The organism is Ruegeria sp. D7, assembly GCF_056534355.1.
Map to the genome: position 1 here is coordinate 1 of NZ_JBQFPG010000015.1, position 26,066 is coordinate 26,066.

Genomic DNA, 26,066 nt, shown 5'->3' on the forward strand with positions numbered 1-26,066 from the left:
GACATCTCCTCTGGTTGGGCCCGGCGCCGCGCAAAGCCCCGCGCCGGGCCCAAATTCCGAAAGTGGAATCGGCGCAGCCGATTCCATGTATCGGGTGCGGGAGTGTTCGCTCACCCGCAGTGCTTAGACCTGACGGACGGCACCTTTTGCGGCACTGGTCGTCAATTTGGCATAGGCTTTTAGCGCGGTGGACACTTTACGCTTACGTGGTGCAACGGGCTGCCAGCCCTTCTCGTCCTGCTCTTCGCGCCGCGCGGCCAGGTCTTCGTCGGAGACCGCCAGATGGATGCTGCGGTTGGGGATGTCGATCTCGATTTTGTCGCCGGTTTTCACCAGCCCGATCTCGCCTCCTTCGGCGGCTTCGGGTGAGACGTGTCCAATCGACAGGCCGGACGTGCCGCCCGAGAAACGACCGTCAGTCAGCAGCGCGCAGGCTTTGCCCAGCCCTTTGGATTTCAGATATGAGGTCGGGTAGAGCATTTCCTGCATGCCCGGCCCACCGCGCGGGCCTTCGTAGCGGATGACCACCACGTCGCCTTCCTTGACCTTGCCGGTCAGAATATCATTCACTGCCTGATCCTGGCTTTCGCAGACATAAGCTGAGCCTGTGAATTTCAGGATGTTCTCATCCACACCCGCAGTTTTCACGATACAGCCGTCGCGCGCAATGTTGCCGAACAATACCGCCAGACCGCCATCCTGGCTGAATGCATGCTCTTTCGAACGGATCACGCCGCCTTCGCGGTCAGTATCCAGCTCCTTGTAGCGGTTCGACTGGCTGAAGGCTTGTGTAGTACGCACGCCGCCGGGCGCCGCTTTGAATAGGTCCTGAGCCTTCGGGTTGTTGGCGACTTTGATGTCCCAGTTGGCAATTGCTTCGCCCATGGTGCCCGAATGCACTGTATGGCAATCCTCATGCAGCAAGCCTGCGCGGCTGAGTTCACCGAGGATCGAGAAGATGCCACCAGCGCGGTGGACGTCTTCCATGTGCACGTTTTCGATGTTGGGCGCGACTTTGCACAAACAGGGCACTTGGCGGCTCAGGCGGTCCATGTCGGACATGGTGAAATGCACTTCACCTTCGTGCGCGATGGCCAGCAAATGAAGCACCGTATTGGTCGATCCACCCATTGCGATATCCAAGCTCATGGCATTTTCGAACGCGTCGAACGTGGCGATTTCACGCGGCAGGAAGCCTTTCTCGTCCAGATCATAGTGGCGCTTGGTGATCTCGACGATGCGGCGACCAGCTTCCAAGAACAACTCTTTACGGTCGGCATGTGTGGCCAGGGTCGAGCCATTGCCCGGCAGAGCCAGACCCAGTGCCTCGGCCAGACAATTCATCGAGTTCGCGGTGAACATGCCCGAGCATGAACCACAGGTTGGACAGGCGTTTTCTTCAATGTGTTGCACCTGCTCATCGGTAAATCGATCATCCGCTGCGGCAACCATCGCGTCGACAAGGTCGATCTTCTTGGCGTCCAGATCGGCGATGTCGATCTTGCCCGCCTCCATAGGTCCACCCGAGACAAAGATCGCAGGGATGTTCAGACGCATGGCCGCCATCAACATGCCGGGCGTGATCTTGTCGCAGTTCGAGATACAGACCATAGCGTCCGCGCAATGGGCGTTAACCATGTATTCAACAGAATCCGCAATCACCTCACGCGAGGGCAGCGAATACAGCATCCCGTCATGGCCCATGGCGATGCCATCATCGACCGCGATGGTGTTGAACTCTTTGGCGACACCGCCAGCGGCCTCAACCTCACGCGCAACCATCTGTCCCAGGTCCTTTAGGTGGACGTGACCGGGTACAAACTGGGTGAACGAGTTGACGATGGCGATGATCGGTTTGCCGAAATCGTCGTCTCCCATACCGGTGGCGCGCCACAGGCCGCGGGCACCGGCCATGTTACGGCCATGGGTGGAGGTTCTGGATCGGTACATTGGCATGATGCTGTATCCCTATTGCCCAAACTGCGATATTGGGTGTGTACGTTATAGCGCACGTATCATATGTACGTTATAACGCACAAGACAAATCGCAGGGCGCGGCTATGGAATCGGACGAACTAACGCTGAAACTAAGGGATGTGCGGGCGGCATCCGGGCTGAGCCTGTCAAAAGTCGCGGAACTCACCGGGGTCAGCAAAGCTATGCTGGGCCAGATCGAGCGTGGCGAATCAAGCCCGACCATCGCGACCCTGTGGAAGATCGCGAAGGGTTTCCAGCTCCCGCTGAGTGCATTGATTGGTACTGCTGCAATGCGTGACACGACAGATGCTGATGTGTTCAGTACCGTGAGATTTCCGGGAAGTATCGAAGTCAAGATTGTCTTTCCTTTTGATCCCGCATTGGGGGCCGAAACATTTCATGTCGAGTTGTCACCCAATCAAAGCCACGAATCTCCGGCCCATGCAGCAGGTGTAACCGAAGAGGTTTTTGTTCTGAGCGGAGCTTTGGACGTGCTGCGAAATGGAAATTGGGTTCCGCTGCAATCCGGTCAAGGGTTGCGATTTTCTGCGGATGTGCCGCATGGATACCGCGCTGGTGATCAGGGAGCTGCTTTTCTAAATATGCACCACTATTCGCAACCAGCGGAAGTTTCAGAATAGGAAAGCCCCATACAATGACCGCACTACTGGACAGTTTGACCGTCGTCGATGCCATCGGCTCATTCGGGGCTTTGATCGTTGTTGCTGCATATTTTGCGACCCAGATGCGAGTGATGAACTCGGAGGATCTGGCCTTTCCGCTGGTGAATCTTATCGGTTCGGTGCTGATCGTGTTCTCACTGCTGCAGAACTTCAATCTGGCGTCGATGCTGATCGAAGGCTTCTGGATCATCATCAGCGTTATTGGGATCATCCAGTATTATCGCCTGCGTCGATTGCGATAAATCCAGTGTGGTCGGGACGCTAGCGCTATCCAGCCTTGAACCTGCATCCCGCCAAGTATAGGGAAAACCCAAGCTCGCTTAGGGGAGGCATAGATGCAGGACGATCCAAAAACCCTCGTTTCTACCGAATGGCTTGCCGCACATCTCAAGGATCCGGATCTAAGGATTCTGGATGGGTCGTGGTACCTGCCGCAGCAAGCGCGAGACGCCAAGGCAGAGTATGACTCTGCCCACATCCCTGGTGCGCGGTTCTTTGATATTGATGAGATATCCGACCATCGTTCTGACCTGCCGCATATGGCACCTCCGGTCGAGAAGTTCATGTCGCGCCTGCGCGCGATGGGCGTTGGCGATGGCCATCAGGTCGTGGTCTATGACGGCGCGGGGCTGATGTCGGCGGCGCGGGTCTGGTGGTTGTTCCGTCTGATGGGACAGGACAATATTGCCGTTCTGGATGGTGGACTGCCCAAATGGCAGTCTGAAGGGCGCGAGATCGAAGACCTGCCCCCCATTATTCGCGACCGTCATATGACGGTGCGGGTTCAAAACCACCTTGTCCGCGATGTGACGCAAGTTTCATCAGCCGCGAAGCTTGCGGATCACGAGATCATCGATGCCCGCTCGGCGGCCCGTTTCATCGGGACCGAAGCTGAACCGCGCGAGGGGTTGCGCTCGGGTCATATCCCAGGCTCGCGCAACGTGCCTTTTGGAATGCTGTTGAACAAGAATGGCACGATGAAGTCGCCCGATGACTGCCGCGCGGTTTTCGAAGATGCCGGCGTCGACTTATCGAAACCCGCGATCACATCCTGTGGCTCTGGTGTGACTGCCGCAATTCTCAGCCTTGCCTTGGAACGCATGGGCAAGAAAGACCACGCGCTATATGACGGCTCCTGGGCTGAATGGGGTGCCTTCCCAACCCTGCCCGTCGCAACCGGAGAGAACTGATGTTCGAGAACCTTAAACCGCAGCCGGCAGACAAGATTCTGGCGTTGATGCAGATGTACCGCGACGACCCACGTGATCAGAAGATCGATCTGGGCGTTGGCGTCTACAAGAACGCCGAAGGGGTCACTCCGGTGATGCGCGCGGTGAAAGCAGCTGAAAAGCGTATTCTCGAAGAGCAGGAGAGCAAGGCTTATACCGGTCTGGCTGGTGATCCAGCCTTTGCGGACGCGATGATCGACTTGATCCTCGGAAATTCTGTCCCGCGTGGCAACATTGCAGCCGTAGCCACCCCCGGTGGTACCGGAGCCTGTCGTCAGGCGTTTGAGATGATCCGTATGGCCAACCCCACCGCGCGTGTTTTCGTGTCGAACCCCACATGGCCAAACCATTTGTCGATCCTGAACTATCTAGGGATCGAGATAGTCCAATACCGTTATTTCGACGGAGAATCGCGTGGCGTCGATTTCGACGGTATGATCGAGGACCTGAAAACTGCCAATGCAGGCGACGTGGTTCTTCTGCATGGCTGTTGCCACAACCCAACGGGTGCCAACTTAAATATGGTGCAATGGCAAGAGGTCGTGAACCTGATCAACGCACGTGGCCTCGTCGCAATGATCGACATTGCCTATCAGGGCTTTGGCGACGGTCTGGAAGAAGATGCGCAGGCAACCCGTCTGGTCGCATCGTCAGTGAAGCGCTGCCTGATCGCGGCGTCTTGTTCGAAGAACTTCGGCGTCTACCGCGAACGCACCGGCCTGCTGATGGCGATCAGTGACGATCCGGCACAGACTGCACTGAACCAGTCTACGCTGGCATTTTTGAACCGCCAGAACTACTCATTCCCGCCTGATCACGGCGCGCGGGTGGTGACGACGATCCTGAATGACGATGCTCTGCGGGCAGATTGGGCGACCGAATTGGAAGATGTCCGCCTTTCCATGCTGGGCCTGCGTCAGCAACTGGCTGATGAGCTGCAGAGCCTTAGTGGATCGGATCGATTTGGATTTATCGCCCAGCATCGCGGCATGTTCTCGCGACTGGGGGCCGCGCCAGAACTGGTTGAAAAGCTGCGTGCCGATCACGGCATTTACATGGTCGGTGACAGCCGTCTGAACATCGCTGGTTTGAACGCCAATACTGTGCCCATTTTGGCGCAGGCGATTGTAGATGTCGGCGTCTGAGCGATATCTTTGAATGAAGGAAAACCCGGGCGCGAACGCCCGGGTTTTTTTGTTTTTACTTGGTTGGCTATTAGCCCTTGGAGAATTCCGGATACGCTTCCATACCCAGTTCAGCCATGTCGAGGCCGTTGATCTCGTCCTCTTCGCTAACACGGATACCTACGGTGGCCTTCAGGATCGACCAAAGGATAAGAGCAGCACCAAAGGTGAAGACACCATAAGCAATGATCCCGGTCAGCTGAGTGATCAGGCTGGCTTCGCCATAGAAGATCACGGCGATGGTGCCCCAGATGCCAGCGAACAGGTGGACCGGGATGGCGCCGACTACGTCGTCGATCTTGAACTTGTCCAGCATCGGAACCGCGAAGACCACAATGATGCCGCCCACAGCACCGATCCACAGAGCGCCGAACAGGGTTGGGGCCAGCGGCTCAGCAGTGATCGACACCAGTCCCGCCAGCGCGCCGTTCAGCACCATGGTCAGGTCGGGCTTTTTGTACAGCAGCTGTGTCATGATAAGGGCGGCAACGGCACCGGATGCAGCGGCCATGTTAGTGTTGGCAAAGATGCGCGATACGTCCGAGACATCTCCTACAGTGCCCATCGCCAGCTGCGAACCACCGTTGAAGCCGAACCAACCCAGCCACAGGATAAAGGTACCCAGAGTGGCCAGAGCCAGGTTCGAACCAGGCATCGGGTGCACTTTACCGTCCTTGTACTTACCGATGCGCGGCCCAAGGATGAGAGCACCTGCCAGAGCCGCCCAGCCACCGACCGAGTGCACGATGGTTGAACCAGCGAAGTCCGAGAAGCCTGCTTCGGACAGCCAACCACCACCCCACTGCCACGAGCCCGAGATCGGGTACATGATGCCGGTTAGGACAACAACGAAGGCAAGGAAGGGCCACAATTTGATCCGTTCAGCCACCGCACCGGACACGATCGAGGCGGTCGCTGCGACAAAGACCAGTTGGAAGAAAAAATCCGAACCGATTGAGGCGTAGTCAAGCGCCGCAGCATCTGCACCGACACCCACTGGGTCAAGCACGGTGGTCGAGAAGAACGGGCCCAGCCAGCCAGAAATGGTCCAACCATCACCGGGGTACATCAGGTTGAAGCCGATCAGCCAGTACATGATCGCGGCGATTGAAAACAGCGCGATGTTTTTGGTCATCTGCATCGCGACGTTCTTTGAGCGCACCAGCCCGCCTTCGAGCATGGCAAAGCCTGCAGCCATGAAGAACACCAGGAAACCGCCCATCAGGAACAGCAGCGTGGTGAAGATATATTGGGTGTGTTGCGCGGGCTCTCCGGTAGCGGCCTCTTGCGCAAGACCCATCTGCGGCAGTGCGACGATCGCAGCGGCAGGGATGAGAGATTTCATCAGGTTCATTGTTAGTCCTCGAGTGATTGTGAGTAAGCGCGCTTAAAGCGCCTCTTCGTTGGTTTCCCCGGTCCGCACGCGCAGGGCTTGCTCGACATCGAGGACGAAAATCTTGCCGTCACCGATCTTGCCGGTCTTGGCGGTTGTGGTGATGGTTTCGACGATCTGGTCGGCCATGGTGGCGGGCACCACGATCTCAAGCTTGATCTTGGGAACGAAATTCACGGCGTATTCGGCACCGCGATAAATCTCGGTGTGACCCGATTGCGAGCCAAACCCTTTGATCTCAGTCACCATCATGCCGCGCACGCCTGCATTGGTCAGTGCTTCGCGCACCTCCTCAAGCTTGAACGGTTTGATTGTCGCAATGATCAGTTTCACGTCTTTCCCCTCTACTACTCCGGGCGGCCCGGCATTTTGCACCTGCAGAAAAATGCGCGACAGAGGTTCAGATGGAACGTTTTCGGAGGGTAAATGAGGGTAAAAAATCAGCAATTATGCACAATTTTTGCACAAAACACGCTATTTGGTGAAAATATAGGCAAACTTGTGAGGGGAAATACGGGTATTTCACACCTCTACATGGCCGTTCCGGCGGGGTATGGTGCCCCAAAAGCATAACCGGGCAGAGTTTGAGCATGACTGAGTCCAACCGTCGCAAATCGCGCCTTGTCGCGGATAAAAGGTACCCGACCAAAGGCCGAAAGCCTGCGGCGACCAAGCGGGCTGCAAAACCCGCTGGTAAGAAGTCGACGGCCCGAAAAGCCGCTCCGCGCAAAACGGCGCGGAAGAAAACGCGGCGCAGTTCTGGTGGGAAGGGCGGTGGCATTTTCCGCCGGCTGTTCCGCTGGCTCTGGCGCATAATTTGGGGGATCACTTGGAGGGTCGGCGCAGTGGCGGGGTTGCTGTTGGCGCTGGCGGTGGGTGTTGTTTACACCTCATTGCCGGATGTCGATACCCTGCTTGATGGGCGGGCACGTGGTTCGGTGACCTTGCTGGATCGCGACGGCAAGGTCTTTGCCTGGCGCGGCGATCAGTTTGGCGGCGTGATTACGGCGGATACAGTTTCGCCGCATCTCAAGAACGCCGTGATCGCAACCGAGGATAAACGGTTCTACCGCCATTTCGGCGTCAGCCCGCGCGGTGTCGCCAGCGCGGTACGCATCAACCTGAGTGAAGGACGTGGACCGCTGTCTGGTCACGGTGGTTCAACGATCACCCAGCAAACCGCGAAACTTCTATGCCTGGGTGTGCCTTATGAGCCCGGCGAATGGGATTCTGAGGCTGCATATGAAGCCGATTGCCGTCAGGGTTCGCTATGGCGCAAGGCGAAAGAGGCAGTTTATGCCATTGCGATGGAGGTCAAATACTCCAAGGATGAAATTCTGACGATCTATCTGAACCGCGCCTTCCTCGGTGCGGGAGCCCGCGGCTTCGAGGCCGCCAGCCAGCGGTATTTCGGTATTTCAGCAGCCGAAGTGTCTCCGGCCGAGGCGGCAATGCTGGCAGGTCTATTGGTGGCCCCGACACGCTATGCGCCAACGAACAACCTGCAACGTTCACAAGATCGGGCACGTTTGGTGGTTGGGCTAATGGAGACTCAGGGCTATCTGAGCAGCGCGCAGGCCAGCGAGGCCCGCAGCCGTCCGGCGCAGTTGTCCGAGGCCGCTGCCGCGCGTGCTGGTGGTTACTTTGCCGATTGGGTCATGGCCAGCGGGCCTGAGTTTTTCACACGTAACACAACCGAGGACGTGTTGATCCGAACCACGCTGGATCAGCGCATTCAAACGTCGGCAGAAGAGGCGCTGAAATTCATCTTCCAGGAGAAGGTGCGCGAAGGCTCCAAAGCACAGGCCGCTATTGTGGTGATGTCAGCGGATGGCGCGGTTCGAGGTATGGTCGGTGGGCGCAAGACCCGTGTTTCGGGGGCGTTCAACCGGGCTACGCAGGCTCTGCGTCAAACGGGTTCGTCGTTCAAACCGTTTGTCTATGCGACGGCCTTGGAGTTGGGATATTCACCGTTGGACACGGTGATGGATGAACCAACGTGCTGGAACATCGCAGGTTCAGGTCAGTGGTGTCCGAAGAACTACACCAATAAGTTCTATGGCCGGGTGACATTAGCAGATGCGTTGAAGAATTCGTTGAATATTCCCGCGGTCAAGGTGGCGGATATCTCGGGGCTGGATAACGTGCGCACGGTTGCCAGTGGTTTTGGCCTTTCAAGTGATCTGGCCGAGGGCCTCGCGCTGGCGCTCGGCGCATCGGAAAGCACGCTGATAGAGATGACGGGCGCTTACGCTGGTATCCTGAACGGCGGTTCAGCGGTGGAACCCTATGGTCTGACCGAGTTGAAGCTGCTTGGTGAGACCGATCCAGTTATGATCACGACAACCGGTATTGGTGAACGCGTCATCAACGACAAGGCCGCCAAACAACTGACCTGGATGATGGAGCGTGTGGTCTCTGAAGGTACAGGCGGACGGGCAAAGCTGCCGGGCTGGCAGGTGGCGGGCAAGACCGGCACGACCCAGGCCGCGCGGGATGCCTGGTTTATCGGATTTACCGCGGACTACGTTACGGGCGTTTGGATGGGGTATGATGACAATACGCCGTTGTCAGGTGTCACGGGTGGAGGCTTGCCGGCGGAGATATGGAAAGAGACCATGCTGCGCGTGACAGAAGGGATGACGCCCACGCCGTTGCCCATGTTGGTGCCGGACCCACCGGTTAGAACCGCGCAGCCGCAGCAACAGCGCCGTAAGAATCAAACCGGTTTGGACCGTGCGATCAACAACCTGCTGAACAACATCTTCGGAAACTGACCAACAAAAAAAGGCGGTGCGCTGGGCACCGCCTTTGATGTCTGAATGATCGTAAGATCAGACGCTTTCGTCTAGCGCTGCCAGAATTGCATCACCCATTTCGCTGGTCGAAACCGGCTCAACCCCTTCTTCGGCCAGCAGGTCAGCTGTGCGAACGCCGTCGGCCAGAACCTTCTCGATCGCGGTTTCCAGACGATCCGCTTCGTCGCCCTGGTCAAAGCTGTAGCGCAGTGCCATGGCGAAGCTGAGGATACACGCAATTGGGTTGGCCTTGCCTTGACCTGTAATGTCCGGGGCCGAGCCATGAACGGGTTCATACATGGCCTTAGGGCGGCCATTCGCCATCGGTGCGCCCAGCGAGGCAGACGGCAGCATGCCCAAAGACCCGGTCAGCATCGCTGCGCAATCGGATAGTACATCTCCAAACAGGTTGTCGGTGACGATCACGTCAAACTGTTTGGGCGCGCGCACAAGCTGCATCGCGCCGTTGTCTGCATACATGTGTGACAGCTCGACCTCGGGGTATTCCTGACCGACACGTGTCACGACCTCGCGCCACAGGATGCCCGATTCCATCACATTGGCTTTTTCCATCGAGCACAGTTTCTTGTTCCGGCGCATCGCCAGCTCAAACGCGGAACGTGCTGCGCGTTCGATCTCGGATTCGGTGTAGCGCTGGGTGTTGATGCCAACGCGCTCATTGCCTTCTTCAAAGATGCCGCGCGGCTCACCGAAGTAGACACCCGATGTCAGCTCGCGCACAATCATGATGTCGAGGCCAGCGACCACATCCTTCTTTAGCGAAGAGAAATCCGCCAGCGCGTCGAAGCACTGAGCTGGGCGCAGGTTGGAATACAGGTCCATTTCCTTGCGCAAACGCAGCAGTCCGCGTTCGGGTTTCAGGCTGAAATCCAGATCGTCATACTTAGGGCCGCCAACAGCTCCCAGCAGAACAGCGTCGACCTCTTGTGCCTTGGCCATGGTCTCATCCGACAGGGGCTTCCCGTGCGCATCATAGGCAGCGCCGCCGACCAGATCCTCGCTCACGTCAAATTGAAGACCGCGATTGGCGCCGAACCAATCGATGATTTTGCGCACTTCGGCCATAACTTCCGGGCCAATTCCGTCTCCGGGCAGGATGAGGAGCGAGGGGTTGGTCATCGACAGTCTCCTTGCGTTTTGTCGCACAGGCCCTAGCGTTTGCGGCGCATCGGGTCAATGAGACGAACCCATCAAATCACGAGGAAACCACATGCTGACACCCGGAAATCCGGCCCCATCGCTAAAAATCGAAACAGTAAGCCATGGCACCTTTGATCTTGAGCGCGACACTGGCGAAAACGGAACGCTGGTGATTCAGTATCGCGGTCTGCATTGCCCGATCTGCGTTCGCCAAATGAGTGAGGTCGAGGCTGCGCTGGATGAATTCGCCGAGCTGGGGGTTGAGGTGATCATGATCACCACGGATACCGACGAACGTGCGGCCGAGACGGTTGAGAAGGCCGGAGTGTCGAAGCTGCGCGTAGGATACAGCCTGTCCATGGCCGACGCGCGGGATGTCTGGGGCCTGAACATCTCGGTGGCTCGTGAAGGTAGTGCCGAGCCAGCGTTGTTCGCTGAGCCGGGACATTTCTATATCAAACCTGATCAGACCCTCTATTACGTCTGGCAGCAGACAACGCCTTTTGCGCGACCGCCGATGTCGGACATCGTCGGCGGTTTGAAATTCACCTTGGCCAATAACTATCCTGCGCGCGGCACCTATACCGGCGCGCTGTAGGCGGTTTTAAAGCCGGGCCTTCAACCCGTCGGCCAGCAGATCCCAGACTCTGCGAATGCGCGGGGTCTGTCGCATCGCCTGAGGGGCAGCCAGCCAGACCGGTAGCACCGGTATCTCGACATCAATATCTAGCACTTCGACCAGAGGATCGGACTGTGCGATGCTGAGTTGGCTGAAGCCCACCCCACACCCTGCGCGGATCAATTCCCAATAGGCAGTCTGGTTGTCGCATCGCGTGGCAAAGCTGTCCCGGCTGGCAGGCCAGCCCTTGTTCCGCATAGCGGTGATGATGTCTTCATTGGTGTCAAATCCCACAAGATCGTGCTGCATCAACTCTGTCGGGGTCATTGGTCGCCCTGCACGATCCAGATAGCTTTGGGCGGCGCAGAAACATAACGGCACCTCGCCGATATGCTTTGCCACGATGTCGACCTGTTCGGGCCGATACATGCGCACGGCAATATCGGCCTCGCGGAACAGCAAGTTTTCGCTGGCATCCGAGGCGACCAGATCAAGCTGAATGGCCGGTTCTGCCTCACGGATTGCGGCAAGTATCGGCGGCAACAGGTGATGCGATACAAATACCGAAGCGGTGATCCTGACCGACCCTTCCAGCTGTTGCGCCTGACCCGCTGCCGTCAGCCCCAGGGCATTGACTGCGCTGTACATCTGCTGCGCCATTGGCAGCACTTGCTGCCCCACCTCGCTGAGCGTCAGTCCACGCGCGTGACGATCAAACAGCGAGACCCCCAATTCTTCTTCCAGCGCATGCACCTGACGTCCAAGCGTCGGCTGGCTGCGACCCAGTTGCTTTGCGGCTGCGGATAGTGAGCCGGTTTCGGCAACCGCCAGAAAGCTTTGAACTAAGGACCAGTCGGATAGTTGGAGTGTTTTAGCCATTCAAAAACGAATACATAATCTGCGATTTTTCGCAATTTCCAAAACATCGTGAATGAATAGATTGATCCGGAACGGAGGGATCAATGCCACAAACGGTACTTATTCTCGGGGCCACCGGTCGATTTGGACGCAACGCTGCAAGAGCCTATTCGGATGCGGGATGGATTGTGCAAAAGTTTGATCGACGCAGGGAGGAATTGCGCACGGCGGTACATGGAGTAGACGTCATCGTGAACGCCTGGAACCCGCTTTACCCCGACTGGGCGGAGCAGGTGCCAGAGTTGCATCGTCAGGTAATCGCCGCTGCATCAGAGCGTGACTTGACGGTCATTGTACCGGGGAACGTTTATGTTTTCGGTGCGGATACGCCCGGCCCCTGGTCGACCAGGACACCGCATCTTGCGCGAAATCCGTTGGGACGCATTCGGATCGAGATGGAAGAGGCTTATCGTGCCTCGTCGGTTCGGACCATCATGTTGCGGGCAGGTGATTTCATAGATACCACGGCCTCTGGCAATTGGTTCGATCAGATTCTCATCAAACACTTGCGGCGCGGGCGCTTTGTGTATCCCGGCAATCCGGATATCGCGCATGCTTGGGCCTATCTGCCCGATTTAACTCGCGCTGCTGTGGAATTGGCAGAAATGCGCAGCCTGCTACCGCGTTTCTGCGATGTCCCCTATGCTGGATACACCTTGACCGGCAATGAAATGGTATTGGCGCTTTCGCAGGTTGCGGGGCGTGAACTCACCCTTAAACAGATGGCATGGTTGCCTTTGCATCTGGCACGCCCGTTCTGGCGTATGGCGCCTCATTTGCTTGAGATGAGGTATCTATGGAATACTTCTCACCGGCTGGACAGACGCCTCTTTGATGCTCTGCTCCCGGAATTTGCGCAGACCGACCTAAATGACGCGTTGAGGAACGCCGTGTCTGAACCTGTGCAATATGAATCCCGCCAGCGATTCGGCACAGTCATACGGTCATGATCGAAGCCTATTCGTCGAACAGATCGACCCAGACAAGCCGGTGACGGCTTGCGGCGACGGCCGCGTCACGGGATGTGGGCTCCGGCCAGTAAATGCCCGCATCGTGCACACGCCAATCCGCCGAAGGTAGGACATAATCCACTCTCATCTCGCCAACGCCCTTCCACAAAACTGTTGAAGTTGACCCCGCAGGGTCAACAGGCATCGGATCCTGCAGTTGCGGATTGGCCAGAAGATTACGGATTGCTGATTTGCGACCCTCGCCTTTGTAAGGATCCTGGTTCGCATCACCTGCGATGACAAAACGGCCTGTAGGTTTCTCACCCAGATCACCGTTCAGCAAAAGCGACCAGAGCCGAATTTCATCCCGGTTGCGCAGTCCGTTCCGATCTTCAGGTCCATCAAAGACAGGCGGGCTGGCGTGAAACGTCATCAGGTTTAGGCGACCACCTGGGGTGTCGACCGGAACGACCCAATGCGATGTAGAAGACAGCCGCTGAACAGCCTGCGCTTGTGGTGATGGGAAGGGCTCTCCATCCTCGGCTGGCAGCTGGGCATCCGGCAAGTCGCGCCACCGCATCTGGGTGAATGACCGCACTTGATCGGTAGCGATAGGATAGCGGGACAGCACTGCCAGCCCATTCTGGCCGGTGAACCGCCCCCAGCCTTGTGCATCGCCCGGGCCGCCCGTATCGCCGTCCCCATCCAGATCCAATGCGGTTTCGATCCCGGAATTGGGTTGCTCGGCGTAACTGTATCGATAATCCAAGCCGTTGCTTTTCAGCGCCTCGACCAGCGCAGCAAGGGCAAGCCCGTCTAAATCCCAATCGATGCCTTGCAGCGCGACGATATCGGAACGGGTTGTCATCAGCACCTCGATCACCGCAGCGACCTGAGGGTCGTTCCGCCGAATATCACGCAGCAACAGGCCGGGACCTTCGCGACTGAGTTCTGTATTGAAACTTGCGATGCGCAATGTCTCTGCCTGTGCCGTAAACGGCAACAGCAACAGAGCCAGCAGTCGGATCATGCGATCTGAGTTGACTCGGAAGTTGAGTATGCGCGGCGCTTCTCAACGATCAGGCCGGCAATGCGCAGTGTCGCCATGCCTCGCATGATCATGCTGGCAGGCAGGAATGCCCATGCGCAAAGGGTCCAGATCAATGTCTGCGGATTGCTGAGCGCGATCGGCGTGATGAAAGCAGCCATCAGTTTGATCAGGGCGGGAATCAGGAAAGGCAGCAAAGCCCCAATTGCGATGTTGAGCCGCCCGTCACGCTGCAGACGGGTGACCACATCACCACCCTTGGTTGGGTCAAACAGCGGTAGATTGGTCCAGACGTTGAACGCGCCGTTGCCTGTTGGCCATCCCCGAAGCTTCACTGCATAGGCAAAGCTGGCGATGGTAACCAAGGCCGCGACATAAGCGACGCTGGCGGAGATACGCACCAAATCTACGAGGGGCTGGCTGGCATCGGCGGGCAGCATCAGAACCACAAGACGAACGGGGGAGTAGGGGAAATCCACCACATTCGCAACCATCAGGCCAACTGAATAAAACAGGCCAGTAAGTTCCGAGGGGGCATAGGCGTTTTTGCAGATCAGCGTCAGGAAGGTAACCATCGACATCAAACCGACAAAGCGCAGCCTGTTCACAGGTGGTGCGTCACGAAATTCGATAAAGCTTGGAAAGGCCGAGTTGTATTCCGAGAAAGTCAGGATAAACGCAAGGATCGCCAGAAAGACGACAATCTCAGTCCCATTCGACGTCGATGTAGGCAGGTACAACGCAGGGGTAAGCACCATAAGTGCTACCAATAATCCACGTATCGCCGCCCCCGTTGTGCGTGCAATCACAATCCGAACCCTTTTCCAAACCGGCGTAGTCGATTCTGTGCCGACTTATCGTCCAACTTGTGCTCACCGCTCGTTCGTTGGCGGCTACCTCATGGGTGCCAACTTTGCCGATAAGCGGTATTTCGCTCAAGCCAATGAGCAAATAACACGCAATTTCGGGCAAAATGATGGCGCAACTGGTGCGGGATTGCATCAATTTCGACGCAAATCCGACGTGTATCTCAAATTGATACCTACATGTTGTGGTGCTCTGGGTTTTTGCCCCAAGAATGCGAACAGGGCCGCGCTTGCGACCCTGTTAGGTTGAGTATCAACAGATTCGTCCCCAGAATCATACCCAGGGGCGGGCCTGACTCGCATGATCTTCGAACTTATCGATGTGATGGTCTTTTTCCATCGTCAGGCCAATATCGTCCAGACCGTTCAGCAGGCAGTGCTTGCGGTGTGGGTCAATGTCGAACTCGATGACCATGCCATCCGAAGTGGTAATCTGCTGATCTTCCAGATGCACGGTCATGCGGGCGTTTTCACCCTTGTGCGCGTCATCCATAAGAATCGCGTGATGCTCTTCTTCGACTACGATGGGCAGGATGCCGTTCTTGAAGCAGTTGTTGAAAAAGATGTCGGCGAAGCTGGTCGAGATCACCACCTTGATGCCGAAATCCTTGATCGCCCATGGCGCATGTTCCCGCGACGAGCCGCAACCGAAATTGTCGCCAGCCACCAGAATCTCGGTGTTGCGATAAGCGGGTTTGTTCAGAACGAAATCTTCGTTCTCGCCGCCATGATCGTGATAGCGCATCTCATCAAACAGCACGACACCCAGGCCAGAGCGTTTGATGGTTTTCAGGTGCACTTTGGGAATGATCATATCGGTGTCGATATTGATCAGTGGCATTGGGGCGGCCACCCCGTGGACTTTTTCGAACTTTTCCATTTCTACACTCCTGCGGGGTAGGGCCGCGCCCGTGCTCCGCGTTTAAGCTTCTTTCGCTTCTGTTGTTTCGTCCTTGGGTGCGTTCTTGACGAAGAACGCCATGAAGACCAATCCGAACCCGTTGAACAGCATCTCAATGCCCAGGAAGATCCCCAGTATACTCAGCAGAGCAGCCGGTTCCTTGCCCACATAGGTCCAGATGATGCCGGCGAGGATGATCGACAAGATGCCCGAGATCATCGTGGGCCAGAAAAACTGCGTTCCTTTCATCTGGAACGACAGAATGACCCGCGCGATACCGCCTGCCATGAACAGGATCAGCATCACAGTTGCTAGCGTCAGCGTGCCCTGCAGCGGGTGATCCAGAAAGGACCAGCCCAGAAACAGCATGACCGCACCCATGATGAGTGACAGGATCTTGTTGCCAGTGCCTTCAACCGTGAAGCCACCAACGATCTGCATTCCGCCCGCAATCAATAGCAACACACCAGTTACTACTGTTACGGCAACGGACGCCACGACCGGTGCGCCCAATACGAACACCCCGAATGCTATGGACAAAAGTCCAAGCAGTAGCCATTTGACCCAATCACTCATGTTAGTCTCTCCATCAAATATCTAGATATGAGAGACTCTTACATCAATTCACGGACGTCTGTCAGCCGTCCTGTGATTGCCGCAGCGGCAGCCATTGCAGGGCTCAGCAGATGGGTACGCCCACCGCGACCCTGACGGCCTTCGAAGTTGCGGTTCGAAGTCGCGGCACAGCGCTCGCCCGGTTGCAGCTGGTCGGGGTTCATCGCCAGACACATTGAACAGCCCGCAAGACGCCACTCGAAACCGGCATCTTTGAAGATCTCGGCCAAACCTTCTTCTTCGGCCTGTGCACGCACCAAGCCCGAGCCTGGTACGACCATGGCGCGCATGCCGTCCTTGATCTTCTTGCCTTTCAGGATTTCCGCCGCAGCGCGCAGGTCTTCGATCCGACCGTTGGTGCAAGAGCCGATGAAAACAGTGTCGATTTCAACATCGCTCAGCTTTTGACCGGCTTCCAAGCCCATATACTCGATCGAACGGCGGGCCGCGTCGACTTTACCGCCTTCGAAATCTTCGGGATGCGGTACGGATGCGGTGATCGGCAGCACATCTTCGGGACTGGTGCCCCAAGTGACGACTGGCGCGATATCTTCACCACGCAGCGTGATGACTTTATCGAAATGCGCATCTTCGTCGGTGTAAAGCGTCTTCCACCAGTCCATCGCGGCTTCCCACTGCGCGCCTTTGGGGGCATGCGGGCGGCCTTTGACATATTCAAAGGTGGTCTCATCCGGCGCGATCAGGCCAGCGCGGGCACCGCCTTCGATGGCCATGTTACAGACGGTCATGCGCCCTTCCATCGAAAGATCGCGGATCGCTTCGCCGCAATACTCGATGACATGACCTGTGCCGCCAGCAGTACCGGTCTCGCCGATCACAGCCAGAGTGATATCTTTGGCGGTCACACCCGGCTGCAGTTTGCCGGTGATTTCGACCTTCATATTCTTGGACTTCTTCTGGATCAGAGTCTGGGTGGCCAGAACGTGTTCAACCTCGGACGTGCCGATGCCGTGGGCCAGAGCGCCGAATGCACCATGAGTCGCCGTGTGGCTGTCGCCGCAAACAACGGTCATGCCGGGCAGGGTCCAGCCCTGTTCGGGGCCGACGATATGCACAATGCCCTGACGGACGTCGTGCACAGGGTAATAGTGAATGCCGAAATCCTTGGCGTTCTTGTCCAGTGCCTCGACCTGAATGCGTGATTCCGGGTTTTCGATACCATTCACACGGTCCGGCGTGGTCGGAACGTTGTGATCCGGCACGGCGATGGTTTTTTCTGGCGCGCGCACCTTGCGGCCCGCCATGCGCAGGCCTTCGAACGCCTGTGGGCTGGTCACTTCGTGAACCAGATGGCGGTCGATATACAGCAGGCAGGTGCCATCATCGGCCTCGTGGGCGACATGGGCATCCCAGATCTTGTCATAGAGTGTTTTGGGGGACATCGGTCCTCTCCCGTATGAAATGAGAAATAGCTGGCGAGTTGGCTTAGGCCGCCGATAGGCGGGCCAAGACCGTGCGGGCAGCCCCAAAGAACCGTTCACGCAGACGCGCGCGATCTTCCAGATTCTGTTCTTGGGCCACATTGAGTCTCATACGCACCAGATATAACGGGCATTCGTGTCAATCAAGGTTCAATCCCAACCGTCTCACTGCGGGCTTGCATCATCCAGCATCGCTGTCCAAGCTGACCTGCAGGAGAGGTGAATGAACCAGGATTTACTACCGGAGACGCTCTCGGAGCTTTACGCCAACATGACGGCGGCGTTTTCCTCGCAAATTGAAGGTCTGGTCGAGTTGATCGTCACCCCAGGATGGCGGCAGTATCAACTCATCATCATCCTGTTTCTCTGGGCAATCTCATTCTTGCTGAAACTGCTGACGCAGGGCCGATGGGAAACCTGGGCGAGGGCCCGGGTGGGATGGCCGAAATGGCGTCTGCGGATATTGATACAACTGATGCGCCGTCTGACATTGGTCTATTTTGTGTTGCTGTCTGGTGGGCTTTATCTGGTGATGCAACAGGTCACATGGCCGTCGCGGAGCTATATACTTGGTGTCTTCGCAACGCTGGCTGTTGCATGGCTGGCCATCGCGTTGGTTTCGCGATTGGTGAGAAACCGAACGCTGCGACAAATATTTAAATGGTCTATGTGGGTCTATGCCACGCTGATTGCGTTGAACCTGACGGATGATGTAGCCGGTTTCCTAGACGGCGTCGCCATTTCTATCGGTGATCTTCATATCTCGGCGCTGGGCATCATCAAGGCTGTACTGCTGATCGGCGTCCTGCTGACTTTGGCGCGTGTCGGCACACGCGCGGCTGAGCGCGGCCTTACGAACAATCAAGACATAACACCATCGATGCAGGTTCTTCTGGCCAAGGGTATTCAGGTGCTGCTCTACGGGGCAGTGTTCATGGCGGCGATCCGCACCCTCGGGTTTGATCTGACTGGCATAGCGTTGCTGTCCGGGGCCATTGGCGTCGGGATCGGGTTTGGCCTGCAAAAAGTGGTTTCGAACCTGATCTCAGGCATCATCATCCTGATGGACCGGTCGATCAAACCGGGCGACGTGATTTCACTCGGGGACACGTTCGGTTGGATTAACGCGCTGGGCGCGCGCTATGTCTCGGTGGTTACGCGGGATGGTCGGGAATATCTGATTCCAAACGAAGATCTGATTACCAATCAGGTTGTAAACTGGTCGCATTCCGACCGTTTCGTGCGGTTGGATCTTGATTTCGGCACCAGCTACGACGACGACCCGCACAAAGTCCGCGCGACAGCGATCCGTGCCGTCAAGACGGTCGGTCGAGTGCTGAGTGGAGGCAAACATGAACCTGTCTGCCATATCACTGGTTTCGGTGACAGCAGCGTGGACTATGTGTTGCGCTTCTGGATCAGTGATCCAAACAAGGGTCTGACAAACATTCGGGGCAATGTCTTCCTGGCGCTGTGGGATGCGTTCAAGGTAGAAGACATCTCGCTTCCGTTCCCGCAGCGTGAAATCCGCGTATTGGGCGGCCCGGAGGCCGACGCCGAGGTGCAACATCTCGCCAAAGAGTGACTGGATGTGGGGCGCAGCGTCGGCCCGTTCATTGAAATGTTGCAATCCCCTTGTTACCTTATTAGTACCCCGGCGCCGGGGTTTCACGGCGCGCAGCAAAGGAGGACTATGTCCTGTCTCTACATACACAGGCGGGTTTGCCCGCCGATGATGGGGCCGGTGTAATGGCCCACTCTCAGTCAATCAGCGACAAGCTGCTTGAACGTATCCTTTCCTCACTTTCCGATGACAAGGCCGAAGACGTCGTGCAGATCAACCTGCAAGGTAAGTCTTCTGTTGCGGATCACATGGTGATTGCCTCGGGTCGCTCGACCCGTCAGGTCTCGGCCATGGCGGAAAAGCTGACGGATCGCATCAAGCAGGAATTCGGTTTCACCTCGAAGGTCGAAGGCAAGGATGCCGGCGACTGGGTGCTGATCGATACGGGCGACGTGGTCGTCCATATCTTCCGCCCCGAAGTGCGTGAATTCTATCAGCTGGAAAAGATGTGGCTGCCTCAGGGCGGCAGCGCCTCGGCGAATTGAGGCGCCATCCCGGCCTGTATTGAGGGGCCGGAGGCGAGAGAGACATGCGTATCAGCATCGTTGCGGTCGGGCGATTGCGCGCCGGACCGGAGAAATCCCTGCTTGACGACTATCTGACCCGATTTGACCGGACCGGCCGCGCGCTGGGGCTTGGGCCTGCGCGCGTGATCGAGGTTGAAGACAAGAAAAACGCTGGCATGGGGGCCGAGGCCACCCTGCTGCGCAAGGCGCTGCCCAAGGGTGTGGTGATCTGTACGCTAGATGAGCGCGGACGGGTGTTGTCCTCGCCTGATTTTGCAAAAAAGCTGGGTGGATGGCGCGACGCGGGCCGACAGGATCTGGCGCTGATCATCGGCGGAGCGGACGGAATAGACCCTAATCTGCGGGCGGAGGCTGATTTTTCCCTATCCTTTGGGTCAATGGTCTGGCCCCATATGTTGGTCCGTGTGATGCTGGCCGAGCAACTTTACCGGGCCGCGACCATCCTATCAGGCGGCCCTTATCACCGGGTCTGACATGGCGCAGCTATTGATCGTCTACCACTCGCGCACCGGCGGCACCCGGCAAATGGCTGAAGCCGCAGCCGAAGCAGCGCGGGATGAAGCGAACACCATCCTGAAAACCGCCGATCAGGCCGGGCCAAACGACCTGCTGGCCGCCGATGGCTATATCTTCTGCGCACCCGAGAACCTGGCCGCGATCTCTGGGCTGATGAAAGAGTTCTTTGACCGCTGCTATTATCCGGTGCTGGGTCAGATCGAAGGTCGACCCTATGCGCAGATGGTCTGCGCCGGATCAGATGGCGAAAATGCCGCGCGCCAGATGGCTCGGATCGCAACGGGATGGCGGCTGAAAGAAGTGCAACCGCCCCTGATCATCTGCACTCATGCGCAAACACCCAAAGCGATCTTGGCCGAAAAGATCATTCCCGAAGAACAACTTGAAAGCTGTCGTGAGGTTGGAGCGGCCTTGGCCGCAGGTCTCTGCCTCGGGGTGTTCTGAGGGTCAGTTCAGATCGACCACGGTCGTGTCTTCGCTCCAACCACCGACATTGTCGCGCGCCTGAATTTGCACCTGCGTGGTCCCGTCCGGGATAACCACCCCGCTTAAAGACCGGGTAAAGGGCTGCTCATCGACATGAGGGTGATGCAGCACACGCATCCCCAGCTCGTTCCCCTGCATATCCAGAACACGCCAGCCGTCGGCATAGTCATCCCATCCGGTGTCGGAGTGGCGGATCGTGACGTCGAACCGCCAGGTATCCCCATTTGATTGGGCTGAAACCTGTTCGACCGTCGGAGGGTCGGCGAATGCGGGGCTGGCCAGTAAGGCGCTGAGAATCAGATATCGCATAGGGTCAAACTATGCTCTCGCGCATGGCATTGCGATCACGACTCTGTGTTTGGTGGCGCAGTCATGATTACGGTCCGTGAATGCGAGGCGAATTCGCGACGATAGAGCACACCGAATGTGACGATTGAGCTTAGGATCAGGGCTACCGGTCCAAGTATCCATGCGATTGAAGCCAACGCAAAATATGTCGCCCGCAACGCGCGATTGAAACTACGAGCCGCCGTGATGCAGATATCAGCAGATTGTGTGGCGCGTGGATAGGCCTGTGGATCATCGGGATCATTTGGAACAGCGGCCATCAGAATTGCGCAATACCCAAACAGGCGATGCGACCAGACAAATTTCAGAAAAGCGTTCGACAGAAAAAGCAGAATAATCAGTATCTTGATTTCCCAAACCATGGCAGGCGCACGGCCGATGGCAAGATCTTCAGCAACCCCAGCAAGGCGTTCGGTATTGCCAAGCAATGCCAAGCCGCCGCCTATTGCAATCATGATTGTCGAAGCGAAGAACGTGCTGCCCTGGCGCATGGCCGAGATCACTTGTGCATCGAACACACGCGGCTGGCGCGTCACCATTTCACGCATCCAGACCTTGCGGAAATCATCCATCATCAATGAAACCGATGGTTTCTGAGAGGACGGATTTTCGATCCTCCACCCAATCCCCAGCCATGTCGCGAACAATAGCAAAACGGCTGCATAGTCCAGCGAGGAAAACAGTAATGTGCGGTCGATCCAGGTCATGCCGCGACACTATTGTTGGATTCGGTAACTTGCCAGTCGATAAAATTGGTAATATAATTTTACCAAATGGAGGATCAGCGATGGAAATGCCCAAGCCAAATCCGGATGTCTTAGCACGCAAGGAGGCATTGGTTGCGCGACTACAGCAAGTGCTGCCGAAGGATGCTGTTATCCATGAAGAGGCCGAGACCAGGGCTTATGAATGTGATGCGCTGACCGCCTATAAATGCCCGCCAATGCTGGCTGTACTGCCTTCGACCACGCAGCAGGTTTCCGATGTCTTGCGCATTTGCCATGAACTGGGTGTGCCGGTTGTACCGCGCGGCGCGGGCACGTCATTGGCCGGTGGCGCCCTGCCGACGGCAGATTGTGTGATTCTAGGCGTTGCACGGATGAACGAAGTTCTGGAAATCGATTACGACAACAGGTTTATCAAGGTGCAATCCGGCCGAACCAACCTGAGTGTAACCGGTGCCGTTGAAGAAGAGGATTTCTTTTACGCTCCCGATCCCTCATCCCAGCTTGCCTGCGCCATTGCCGGGAATATCGCGATGAATTCCGGCGGCGCGCATTGCCTGAAATACGGGGTGACGACCAACAATCTGATGGGTGTGACTATGGTCATGATGGATGGCAGCGTGGTCGAAATTGGAGGTGCCTATCTGGATGTTGGCGGGTTGGACCTGTTGGGTGTTATCTGCGGATCCGAAGGGCAATTGGGTGTCGTAACTGAAGCAACGTTGCGCATCCTGCGCAAACCTGAGGGCGCGCGTCCCGTTCTGATGGGCTTTGACGATAATGAAGTAGCCGGTCAATGCGTCTCTGACATAATCAAATCGGGCATATTGCCTGTCGCGATCGAGTTCATGGACCGCCTTTGTATTCGAGCCTGCGAGAATTTCGCCCAAGCGGGTTATCCTGATTGCGAGGCGTTGCTGATTGTCGAAGTTGAAGGATCAGAGGCAGAGATCGATAGCCAGTTGTCGAAGATTATCGAGATCGCCAAGCGGCATAATCCGGTTGAGCTGCGAGAAAGCCAATCGGCTGATGAAAGCGCCCGTATCTGGCTGGGGCGGAAATCGGCCTTCGGCGCGATGGGGCAAATCAACGATTATATGTGTCTGGATGGGACGATCCCGGTCTCATCGCTACCCTTCGTCCTGCGCCGGATCGGGGAGCTGAGCAAAGACTATGGCCTGCCAGTCGGCAATGTGTTCCATGCTGGTGACGGCAACATGCACCCCTTGATCCTGTTTGACGCCAACAAACCCGGCGATCTTGAGAAATGTGAGGCGTTCGGGGCGGACATCCTGAAGCTTTGCGTTGATGCGGGGGGCTGCCTGACTGGTGAGCATGGGGTCGGCATCGAAAAGCGTGATCTGATGACACACCAATATGAACCACAGGATCTTGAGGCGCAGATGGCGGTGAAAGATGTGTTTGACCCGAATTGGCTGTTGAACCCAGCCAAGGTGTTTCCGCTAAAGGCGTCTGCCACGCGCAGGATGGCCGCGGAATAGATGAGCCTTCCCCATCAATACCCAGAGTATTTGCGAAAAGATGAAGTGCCATGACACCTGAAACCGAGGCTGAACTTGCGGACATCGTTGCCGGCCTGGATGGCCCAGTGCATATTGCCGGAGGCGGCACGCGCGGCCTTGATGGGCCCGATCCTGTGCTGAACCTGTCAGGACTGCACGGAATTACACAGTATGAGCCGGGCGCATTGACTCTGGTCGCGCATGCCGGGACTCCAGTGACTGAGATCGAAGCGGCTTTGGAGGCCGAGGGCCAGCAACTGGCGTTCGAGCCGATGGATCATCGCGGTTTGCTGGGCACCACGGGGGAACCGACAATCGGCGGTGTTGTCGCGGCCAACATCTCGGGGCCGCGTCGAATTCAGGCTGGCGCGTGCCGGGATTTCCTGTTGGGCGTACGTTATGTCGACGGGTTGGGGCAGGTGATCAAGAATGGCGGGCGGGTGATGAAGAATGTCACCGGTTACGATCTGGTCAAGCTCATGGCGGGTTCCTGGGGCACGCTAGGGGTGCTGTCCGAGGTCTCACTGAAAGTGCTGCCTAGACCTGAGATCGAGACCACTCTGGCAGTCGGGGCCGCTGATGTAGGAACCGCAGTTGATCTCATGTCCACTGCCCTGAAATCCCCCTTCGAGGTGAGCAGCGCAGCCTATGATCCACTGGGTGGGCAGGCGCTGTTGCGGATCGAAGGATTTGCCGACTCGGTTGCCTATCGGGTAGGTCGATTGCGCGAAATCCTTGGGGGCGAATGCACCGAGTTAGAGAATTCGAGGAACCGCTGGGTCGATCTGCGTGATCTGCGTGCGTTTAAGGATCTGCAAGGTGATGTCTGGCGCTTATCGGTGAAACCCGGCGATGCAGCCAGCCTTGCAGAACGGATAGACGCGGATCGAACCCTATTTGACTGGGGCGGGGGCTTGATCTGGGTATTGGTGCCAAAGGGCACCGATCTGCGTGCACGACTGGGTCACTTTGAAGGACATGCAACGCTGGTACGTGCAGAGGCTGACACCATTGTTGAATTTGGGCGGTTCCAACCGGAGAGCACGCAGATTCAGGCTCTAACAAAGGCAATTCGGAAGAGATTTGACCCTCGGAACGTGTTCAATCCGGGTCTGATGGGGTAGGCGATGCAGACGAAATTTACCGAAAAGCAGTTGCAAGACCCAGCGATTCAGCGATCCAACGAGATACTCCGAAATTGTGTTCACTGTGGTTTCTGTACAGCAACCTGCCCGACTTATCAGGTGCTAGGCGATGAGTTGGACAGCCCTCGCGGGCGCATCTATCTGATCAAGGACATGTTGGAGAATGAGCGTGTTCCGGACGAAAAGACTGTCAAGCATATCGATCGCTGCCTATCCTGCCTCGCCTGCATGACCACGTGCCCCTCGGGCGTGCATTACATGCACCTCGTGGACCACGCACGGGAATATATCGAAGACAACTACAAGCGCCCGTTCTCGGATCGGGCTCTGCGCTGGATATTGGCCAGAATCCTGCCTTATCCGACACGCTTTCGCTGGGCTCTAATCGGGGCAAAGCTGGGTCGTCCGTTCCGGTTTCTGATGCCGGATGCTCGGCTAAAGGCGATGCTGGACATGGCGCCGAGATATATTCCACCAGTCAGTCGCAATGATGACCCTCAGAGCTTTGCAGCAAAAGGCGCTAAGAAGAAACGCGTCGCCCTAATGACGGGCTGTGCGCAAAAAGCGCTGAACACCGACATCAACGACGCCACGATTCGCCTGCTGACCCGATTGGGCTGCGAGGTCGTTGTCGCCGAAGGTGCCAGCTGTTGTGGCGCATTAACCCATCACATGGGTAAAACCGGTGAAAGCCATGCGTCTGCTGCAGCCAATATCCGGGCCTGGACACGCGAAATGGATGGTGATGGTCTGGATGCGATCGTGATCAACACCTCGGGGTGTGGGACCACGGTTAAAGATTATGGGCACATGTTCCGCAGTGATCCGCTGGCGGTGGATGCGGGGCGTGTATCCGCCATGGCGATGGATATCAGTGAGCTTTTGGTGCAGCTAGAGATGCCGGACAGCGACAAGAAAGAACTGGTTGTTGCCTACCACGCGGCGTGTTCATTGCAACATGGGCAAAAGGTTACCTCTTATCCCAAGAACCTGCTGAAATCTGCTGGATTCACAGTGTTAGAGCCTAAAGATAGTCATTTGTGCTGTGGCAGTGCAGGAACCTACAACCTGATGCAGCCTGAGATTTCGGGTCAGTTGAAACAACGAAAAGTGCGCACGCTTGAGGCTAGGAACCCTGATGTTATCGCGGCAGGTAACATCGGATGCATGATGCAGATCGGCTCTGGGACTGACACGCCCGTTGTCCACACAGTCGAGCTGCTGGACTGGGCCACCGGAGGGCCGGAACCGCGCGCATTGCGCGACGGCATGGCTGGGGTACCCCAACTGCGCTGATCGATTGCTGCACCCGCGCATCAGGTCCGGTTGAATTTAATCCAAGGGGCAATTGCCCTATTTTCGCCGCACCAACGGCATACGAATCTTGG

Annotated in this window: 27 protein-coding genes; 14 read left to right on the forward strand and 13 right to left on the reverse strand. The window is 57.0% G+C overall.

Annotated features, from left to right (window positions below):
* Positions 1–123 precede the first annotated feature (123 nt).
* A complete protein-coding gene (gene ilvD, locus ACRZ9U_RS17455; RefSeq protein ID WP_170408716.1) occupies positions 124–1,956 on the reverse strand; it encodes a dihydroxy-acid dehydratase in 1,833 nt (610 codons plus the stop codon).
* 104 nt (positions 1,957–2,060) lie between these two features.
* On the opposite strand from ilvD, the gene ACRZ9U_RS17460 reads away from it, so the two are divergent.
* From ACRZ9U_RS17460 to ACRZ9U_RS17475, 4 genes are all read left to right on the forward strand, one after another.
* On the forward strand, positions 2,061–2,618 hold the full coding sequence (locus ACRZ9U_RS17460; RefSeq protein ID WP_170395136.1) for an XRE family transcriptional regulator: 558 nt from the start codon (positions 2,061–2,063) through the stop codon (positions 2,616–2,618).
* Between the two features lie 14 nt (positions 2,619–2,632).
* A complete protein-coding gene (locus ACRZ9U_RS17465; RefSeq protein ID WP_170395139.1) occupies positions 2,633–2,902 on the forward strand; it encodes a CBU_0592 family membrane protein in 270 nt (89 codons plus the stop codon).
* A 93-nt stretch (positions 2,903–2,995) separates the two neighbouring features.
* Complete coding sequence (gene sseA / locus ACRZ9U_RS17470) at positions 2,996–3,850, forward strand: 3-mercaptopyruvate sulfurtransferase (RefSeq protein WP_170408715.1); 855 nt, start codon at positions 2,996–2,998, stop codon at positions 3,848–3,850.
* Complete coding sequence (locus tag ACRZ9U_RS17475) at positions 3,850–5,034, forward strand: amino acid aminotransferase (protein WP_170408714.1); 1,185 nt, start codon at positions 3,850–3,852, stop codon at positions 5,032–5,034. The genes sseA and ACRZ9U_RS17475 overlap by 1 nt, the downstream gene beginning before the upstream one ends.
* A gap of 70 nt (positions 5,035–5,104) precedes the next feature.
* Here the strand turns inward: ACRZ9U_RS17475 and ACRZ9U_RS17480 are convergent, their stop codons facing one another.
* On the reverse strand, positions 5,105–6,427 hold the full coding sequence (locus ACRZ9U_RS17480) for an ammonium transporter (RefSeq protein ID WP_170395150.1): 1,323 nt from the start codon (positions 6,425–6,427) through the stop codon (positions 5,105–5,107).
* A gap of 33 nt (positions 6,428–6,460) precedes the next feature.
* The gene (locus ACRZ9U_RS17485; protein WP_039541190.1) at positions 6,461–6,799 is read right to left on the reverse strand and encodes a P-II family nitrogen regulator; all 339 of its coding nucleotides are present in this window, start codon (positions 6,797–6,799) and stop codon (positions 6,461–6,463) included.
* A 257-nt stretch (positions 6,800–7,056) separates the two neighbouring features.
* Between ACRZ9U_RS17485 and ACRZ9U_RS17490 the strand changes: the two genes are divergently transcribed.
* Entirely contained in the window at positions 7,057–9,243 is a 2,187-nt protein-coding gene (locus ACRZ9U_RS17490; protein ID WP_480902526.1) for a transglycosylase domain-containing protein, read from the forward strand.
* Positions 9,244–9,300: 57 nt separating this feature from the next.
* On the opposite strand, the gene leuB is transcribed toward ACRZ9U_RS17490, so the two are convergent.
* Positions 9,301–10,404, reverse strand: coding sequence for a 3-isopropylmalate dehydrogenase (gene leuB, locus ACRZ9U_RS17495; protein ID WP_170408712.1), 1,104 nt, complete (start codon positions 10,402–10,404; stop codon positions 9,301–9,303).
* Between the two features lie 91 nt (positions 10,405–10,495).
* On the opposite strand from leuB, the gene ACRZ9U_RS17500 reads away from it, so the two are divergent.
* Positions 10,496–11,023, forward strand: coding sequence for a redoxin domain-containing protein (locus tag ACRZ9U_RS17500; protein ID WP_170408711.1), 528 nt, complete (start codon positions 10,496–10,498; stop codon positions 11,021–11,023).
* Between the two features lie 6 nt (positions 11,024–11,029).
* Here ACRZ9U_RS17500 and ACRZ9U_RS17505 read toward each other — a convergent pair whose 3' ends face one another.
* The gene (locus ACRZ9U_RS17505) at positions 11,030–11,923 is read right to left on the reverse strand and encodes a LysR family transcriptional regulator (protein WP_170408710.1); all 894 of its coding nucleotides are present in this window, start codon (positions 11,921–11,923) and stop codon (positions 11,030–11,032) included.
* A gap of 83 nt (positions 11,924–12,006) precedes the next feature.
* On the opposite strand from ACRZ9U_RS17505, the gene ACRZ9U_RS17510 reads away from it, so the two are divergent.
* Positions 12,007–12,912 (forward strand): sugar nucleotide-binding protein, encoded by a 906-nt coding sequence (locus ACRZ9U_RS17510; protein WP_170408709.1) that lies wholly within the window; start codon positions 12,007–12,009, stop codon positions 12,910–12,912.
* 7 nt (positions 12,913–12,919) lie between these two features.
* Here the strand turns inward: ACRZ9U_RS17510 and ACRZ9U_RS17515 are convergent, their stop codons facing one another.
* The 6 genes from ACRZ9U_RS17515 to ACRZ9U_RS17540 all read right to left on the reverse strand — a co-directional run bounded on the left by ACRZ9U_RS17515 (position 12,920) and on the right by ACRZ9U_RS17540 (position 17,884).
* A complete protein-coding gene (locus ACRZ9U_RS17515) occupies positions 12,920–13,942 on the reverse strand; it encodes an endonuclease/exonuclease/phosphatase family protein (protein ID WP_170408708.1) in 1,023 nt (340 codons plus the stop codon).
* Positions 13,939–14,769, reverse strand: a complete 831-nt coding sequence (locus ACRZ9U_RS17520) for a hypothetical protein (protein ID WP_170395166.1) — start codon at positions 14,767–14,769, stop codon at positions 13,939–13,941. Before ACRZ9U_RS17520 ends, ACRZ9U_RS17515 begins: the two co-directional genes overlap by 4 nt.
* A gap of 331 nt (positions 14,770–15,100) precedes the next feature.
* Complete coding sequence (gene leuD, locus ACRZ9U_RS17525; RefSeq protein WP_170395169.1) at positions 15,101–15,706, reverse strand: 3-isopropylmalate dehydratase small subunit; 606 nt, start codon at positions 15,704–15,706, stop codon at positions 15,101–15,103.
* Between the two features lie 42 nt (positions 15,707–15,748).
* Positions 15,749–16,303, reverse strand: a complete 555-nt coding sequence (locus ACRZ9U_RS17530) for an HdeD family acid-resistance protein (protein ID WP_170395171.1) — start codon at positions 16,301–16,303, stop codon at positions 15,749–15,751.
* Between the two features lie 38 nt (positions 16,304–16,341).
* Positions 16,342–17,745 (reverse strand): 3-isopropylmalate dehydratase large subunit, encoded by a 1,404-nt coding sequence (leuC, locus tag ACRZ9U_RS17535; protein ID WP_480902529.1) that lies wholly within the window; start codon positions 17,743–17,745, stop codon positions 16,342–16,344.
* A 43-nt stretch (positions 17,746–17,788) separates the two neighbouring features.
* Positions 17,789–17,884, reverse strand: a complete 96-nt coding sequence (locus tag ACRZ9U_RS17540) for an isopropylmalate isomerase (RefSeq protein WP_260023663.1) — start codon at positions 17,882–17,884, stop codon at positions 17,789–17,791.
* Positions 17,885–18,007: 123 nt separating this feature from the next.
* Here ACRZ9U_RS17540 and ACRZ9U_RS17545 point away from each other — a divergent pair, with 123 nt between their 5' ends.
* From ACRZ9U_RS17545 to ACRZ9U_RS17560, 4 genes are all read left to right on the forward strand, one after another.
* Positions 18,008–19,369, forward strand: coding sequence for a mechanosensitive ion channel domain-containing protein (locus ACRZ9U_RS17545; RefSeq protein ID WP_170408707.1), 1,362 nt, complete (start codon positions 18,008–18,010; stop codon positions 19,367–19,369).
* A gap of 164 nt (positions 19,370–19,533) precedes the next feature.
* Positions 19,534–19,893, forward strand: a complete 360-nt coding sequence (rsfS, locus tag ACRZ9U_RS17550; protein WP_039541351.1) for a ribosome silencing factor — start codon at positions 19,534–19,536, stop codon at positions 19,891–19,893.
* Positions 19,894–19,937: 44 nt separating this feature from the next.
* A complete protein-coding gene (gene rlmH, locus ACRZ9U_RS17555; protein ID WP_170408706.1) occupies positions 19,938–20,408 on the forward strand; it encodes a 23S rRNA (pseudouridine(1915)-N(3))-methyltransferase RlmH in 471 nt (156 codons plus the stop codon).
* 1 nt (position 20,409) lies between these two features.
* Complete coding sequence (locus ACRZ9U_RS17560; protein ID WP_170408705.1) at positions 20,410–20,895, forward strand: NAD(P)H-dependent oxidoreductase; 486 nt, start codon at positions 20,410–20,412, stop codon at positions 20,893–20,895.
* A gap of 3 nt (positions 20,896–20,898) precedes the next feature.
* Here the strand turns inward: ACRZ9U_RS17560 and ACRZ9U_RS17565 are convergent, their stop codons facing one another.
* Positions 20,899–21,246 carry a hypothetical protein gene (locus ACRZ9U_RS17565; RefSeq protein WP_170408704.1) on the reverse strand — a complete coding sequence of 116 codons (348 nt, stop codon included), beginning with the start codon at positions 21,244–21,246 and terminating at the stop codon, positions 20,899–20,901.
* 35 nt (positions 21,247–21,281) lie between these two features.
* Positions 21,282–21,992 carry a DUF599 domain-containing protein gene (locus ACRZ9U_RS17570; protein WP_170395190.1) on the reverse strand — a complete coding sequence of 237 codons (711 nt, stop codon included), beginning with the start codon at positions 21,990–21,992 and terminating at the stop codon, positions 21,282–21,284.
* 80 nt (positions 21,993–22,072) lie between these two features.
* On the opposite strand from ACRZ9U_RS17570, the gene ACRZ9U_RS17575 reads away from it, so the two are divergent.
* The 3 genes from ACRZ9U_RS17575 to glcF are packed head-to-tail and all read left to right on the forward strand — an operon-like array spanning position 22,073 to position 25,974.
* A complete protein-coding gene (locus ACRZ9U_RS17575; RefSeq protein ID WP_170408703.1) occupies positions 22,073–23,512 on the forward strand; it encodes an FAD-linked oxidase C-terminal domain-containing protein in 1,440 nt (479 codons plus the stop codon).
* A gap of 50 nt (positions 23,513–23,562) precedes the next feature.
* Entirely contained in the window at positions 23,563–24,657 is a 1,095-nt protein-coding gene (locus tag ACRZ9U_RS17580; RefSeq protein ID WP_170408702.1) for an FAD-binding protein, read from the forward strand.
* Between the two features lie 3 nt (positions 24,658–24,660).
* The gene (glcF, locus tag ACRZ9U_RS17585) at positions 24,661–25,974 is read left to right on the forward strand and encodes a glycolate oxidase subunit GlcF (RefSeq protein WP_170408701.1); all 1,314 of its coding nucleotides are present in this window, start codon (positions 24,661–24,663) and stop codon (positions 25,972–25,974) included.
* Positions 25,975–26,066 lie beyond the last annotated feature (92 nt).

What these genes read in the sequence shown, in the direction of transcription:
- ilvD (WP_170408716.1), bottom strand. Translation starts at nt 1,956, where the DNA reads ATGCCAATGTACCGATCCAGAACCTCCACCCATGGCCGTAACATGGCC.
- ACRZ9U_RS17460 (WP_170395136.1), top strand. Translation starts at nt 2,061, where the DNA reads ATGGAATCGGACGAACTAACGCTGAAACTAAGGGATGTGCGGGCGGCA.
- ACRZ9U_RS17465 (WP_170395139.1), top strand. Translation starts at nt 2,633, where the DNA reads ATGACCGCACTACTGGACAGTTTGACCGTCGTCGATGCCATCGGCTCA.
- sseA (WP_170408715.1), top strand. Translation starts at nt 2,996, where the DNA reads ATGCAGGACGATCCAAAAACCCTCGTTTCTACCGAATGGCTTGCCGCA.
- ACRZ9U_RS17475 (WP_170408714.1), top strand. Translation starts at nt 3,850, where the DNA reads ATGTTCGAGAACCTTAAACCGCAGCCGGCAGACAAGATTCTGGCGTTG.
- ACRZ9U_RS17480 (WP_170395150.1), bottom strand. Translation starts at nt 6,427, where the DNA reads ATGAACCTGATGAAATCTCTCATCCCTGCCGCTGCGATCGTCGCACTG.
- ACRZ9U_RS17490 (WP_480902526.1), top strand. Translation starts at nt 7,057, where the DNA reads ATGACTGAGTCCAACCGTCGCAAATCGCGCCTTGTCGCGGATAAAAGG.
- leuB (WP_170408712.1), bottom strand. Translation starts at nt 10,404, where the DNA reads ATGACCAACCCCTCGCTCCTCATCCTGCCCGGAGACGGAATTGGCCCG.
- ACRZ9U_RS17500 (WP_170408711.1), top strand. Translation starts at nt 10,496, where the DNA reads ATGCTGACACCCGGAAATCCGGCCCCATCGCTAAAAATCGAAACAGTA.
- ACRZ9U_RS17505 (WP_170408710.1), bottom strand. Translation starts at nt 11,923, where the DNA reads ATGGCTAAAACACTCCAACTATCCGACTGGTCCTTAGTTCAAAGCTTT.
- ACRZ9U_RS17510 (WP_170408709.1), top strand. Translation starts at nt 12,007, where the DNA reads ATGCCACAAACGGTACTTATTCTCGGGGCCACCGGTCGATTTGGACGC.
- ACRZ9U_RS17515 (WP_170408708.1), bottom strand. Translation starts at nt 13,942, where the DNA reads ATGATCCGACTGCTGGCTCTGTTGCTGTTGCCGTTTACGGCACAGGCA.
- leuD (WP_170395169.1), bottom strand. Translation starts at nt 15,706, where the DNA reads ATGGAAAAGTTCGAAAAAGTCCACGGGGTGGCCGCCCCAATGCCACTG.
- ACRZ9U_RS17530 (WP_170395171.1), bottom strand. Translation starts at nt 16,303, where the DNA reads ATGAGTGATTGGGTCAAATGGCTACTGCTTGGACTTTTGTCCATAGCA.
- leuC (WP_480902529.1), bottom strand. Translation starts at nt 17,745, where the DNA reads ATGTCCCCCAAAACACTCTATGACAAGATCTGGGATGCCCATGTCGCC.
- ACRZ9U_RS17545 (WP_170408707.1), top strand. Translation starts at nt 18,008, where the DNA reads ATGAACCAGGATTTACTACCGGAGACGCTCTCGGAGCTTTACGCCAAC.
- rsfS (WP_039541351.1), top strand. Translation starts at nt 19,534, where the DNA reads ATGGCCCACTCTCAGTCAATCAGCGACAAGCTGCTTGAACGTATCCTT.
- rlmH (WP_170408706.1), top strand. Translation starts at nt 19,938, where the DNA reads ATGCGTATCAGCATCGTTGCGGTCGGGCGATTGCGCGCCGGACCGGAG.
- ACRZ9U_RS17560 (WP_170408705.1), top strand. Translation starts at nt 20,410, where the DNA reads ATGGCGCAGCTATTGATCGTCTACCACTCGCGCACCGGCGGCACCCGG.
- ACRZ9U_RS17565 (WP_170408704.1), bottom strand. Translation starts at nt 21,246, where the DNA reads ATGCGATATCTGATTCTCAGCGCCTTACTGGCCAGCCCCGCATTCGCC.
- ACRZ9U_RS17570 (WP_170395190.1), bottom strand. Translation starts at nt 21,992, where the DNA reads ATGACCTGGATCGACCGCACATTACTGTTTTCCTCGCTGGACTATGCA.
- ACRZ9U_RS17575 (WP_170408703.1), top strand. Translation starts at nt 22,073, where the DNA reads ATGGAAATGCCCAAGCCAAATCCGGATGTCTTAGCACGCAAGGAGGCA.
- ACRZ9U_RS17580 (WP_170408702.1), top strand. Translation starts at nt 23,563, where the DNA reads ATGACACCTGAAACCGAGGCTGAACTTGCGGACATCGTTGCCGGCCTG.
- glcF (WP_170408701.1), top strand. Translation starts at nt 24,661, where the DNA reads ATGCAGACGAAATTTACCGAAAAGCAGTTGCAAGACCCAGCGATTCAG.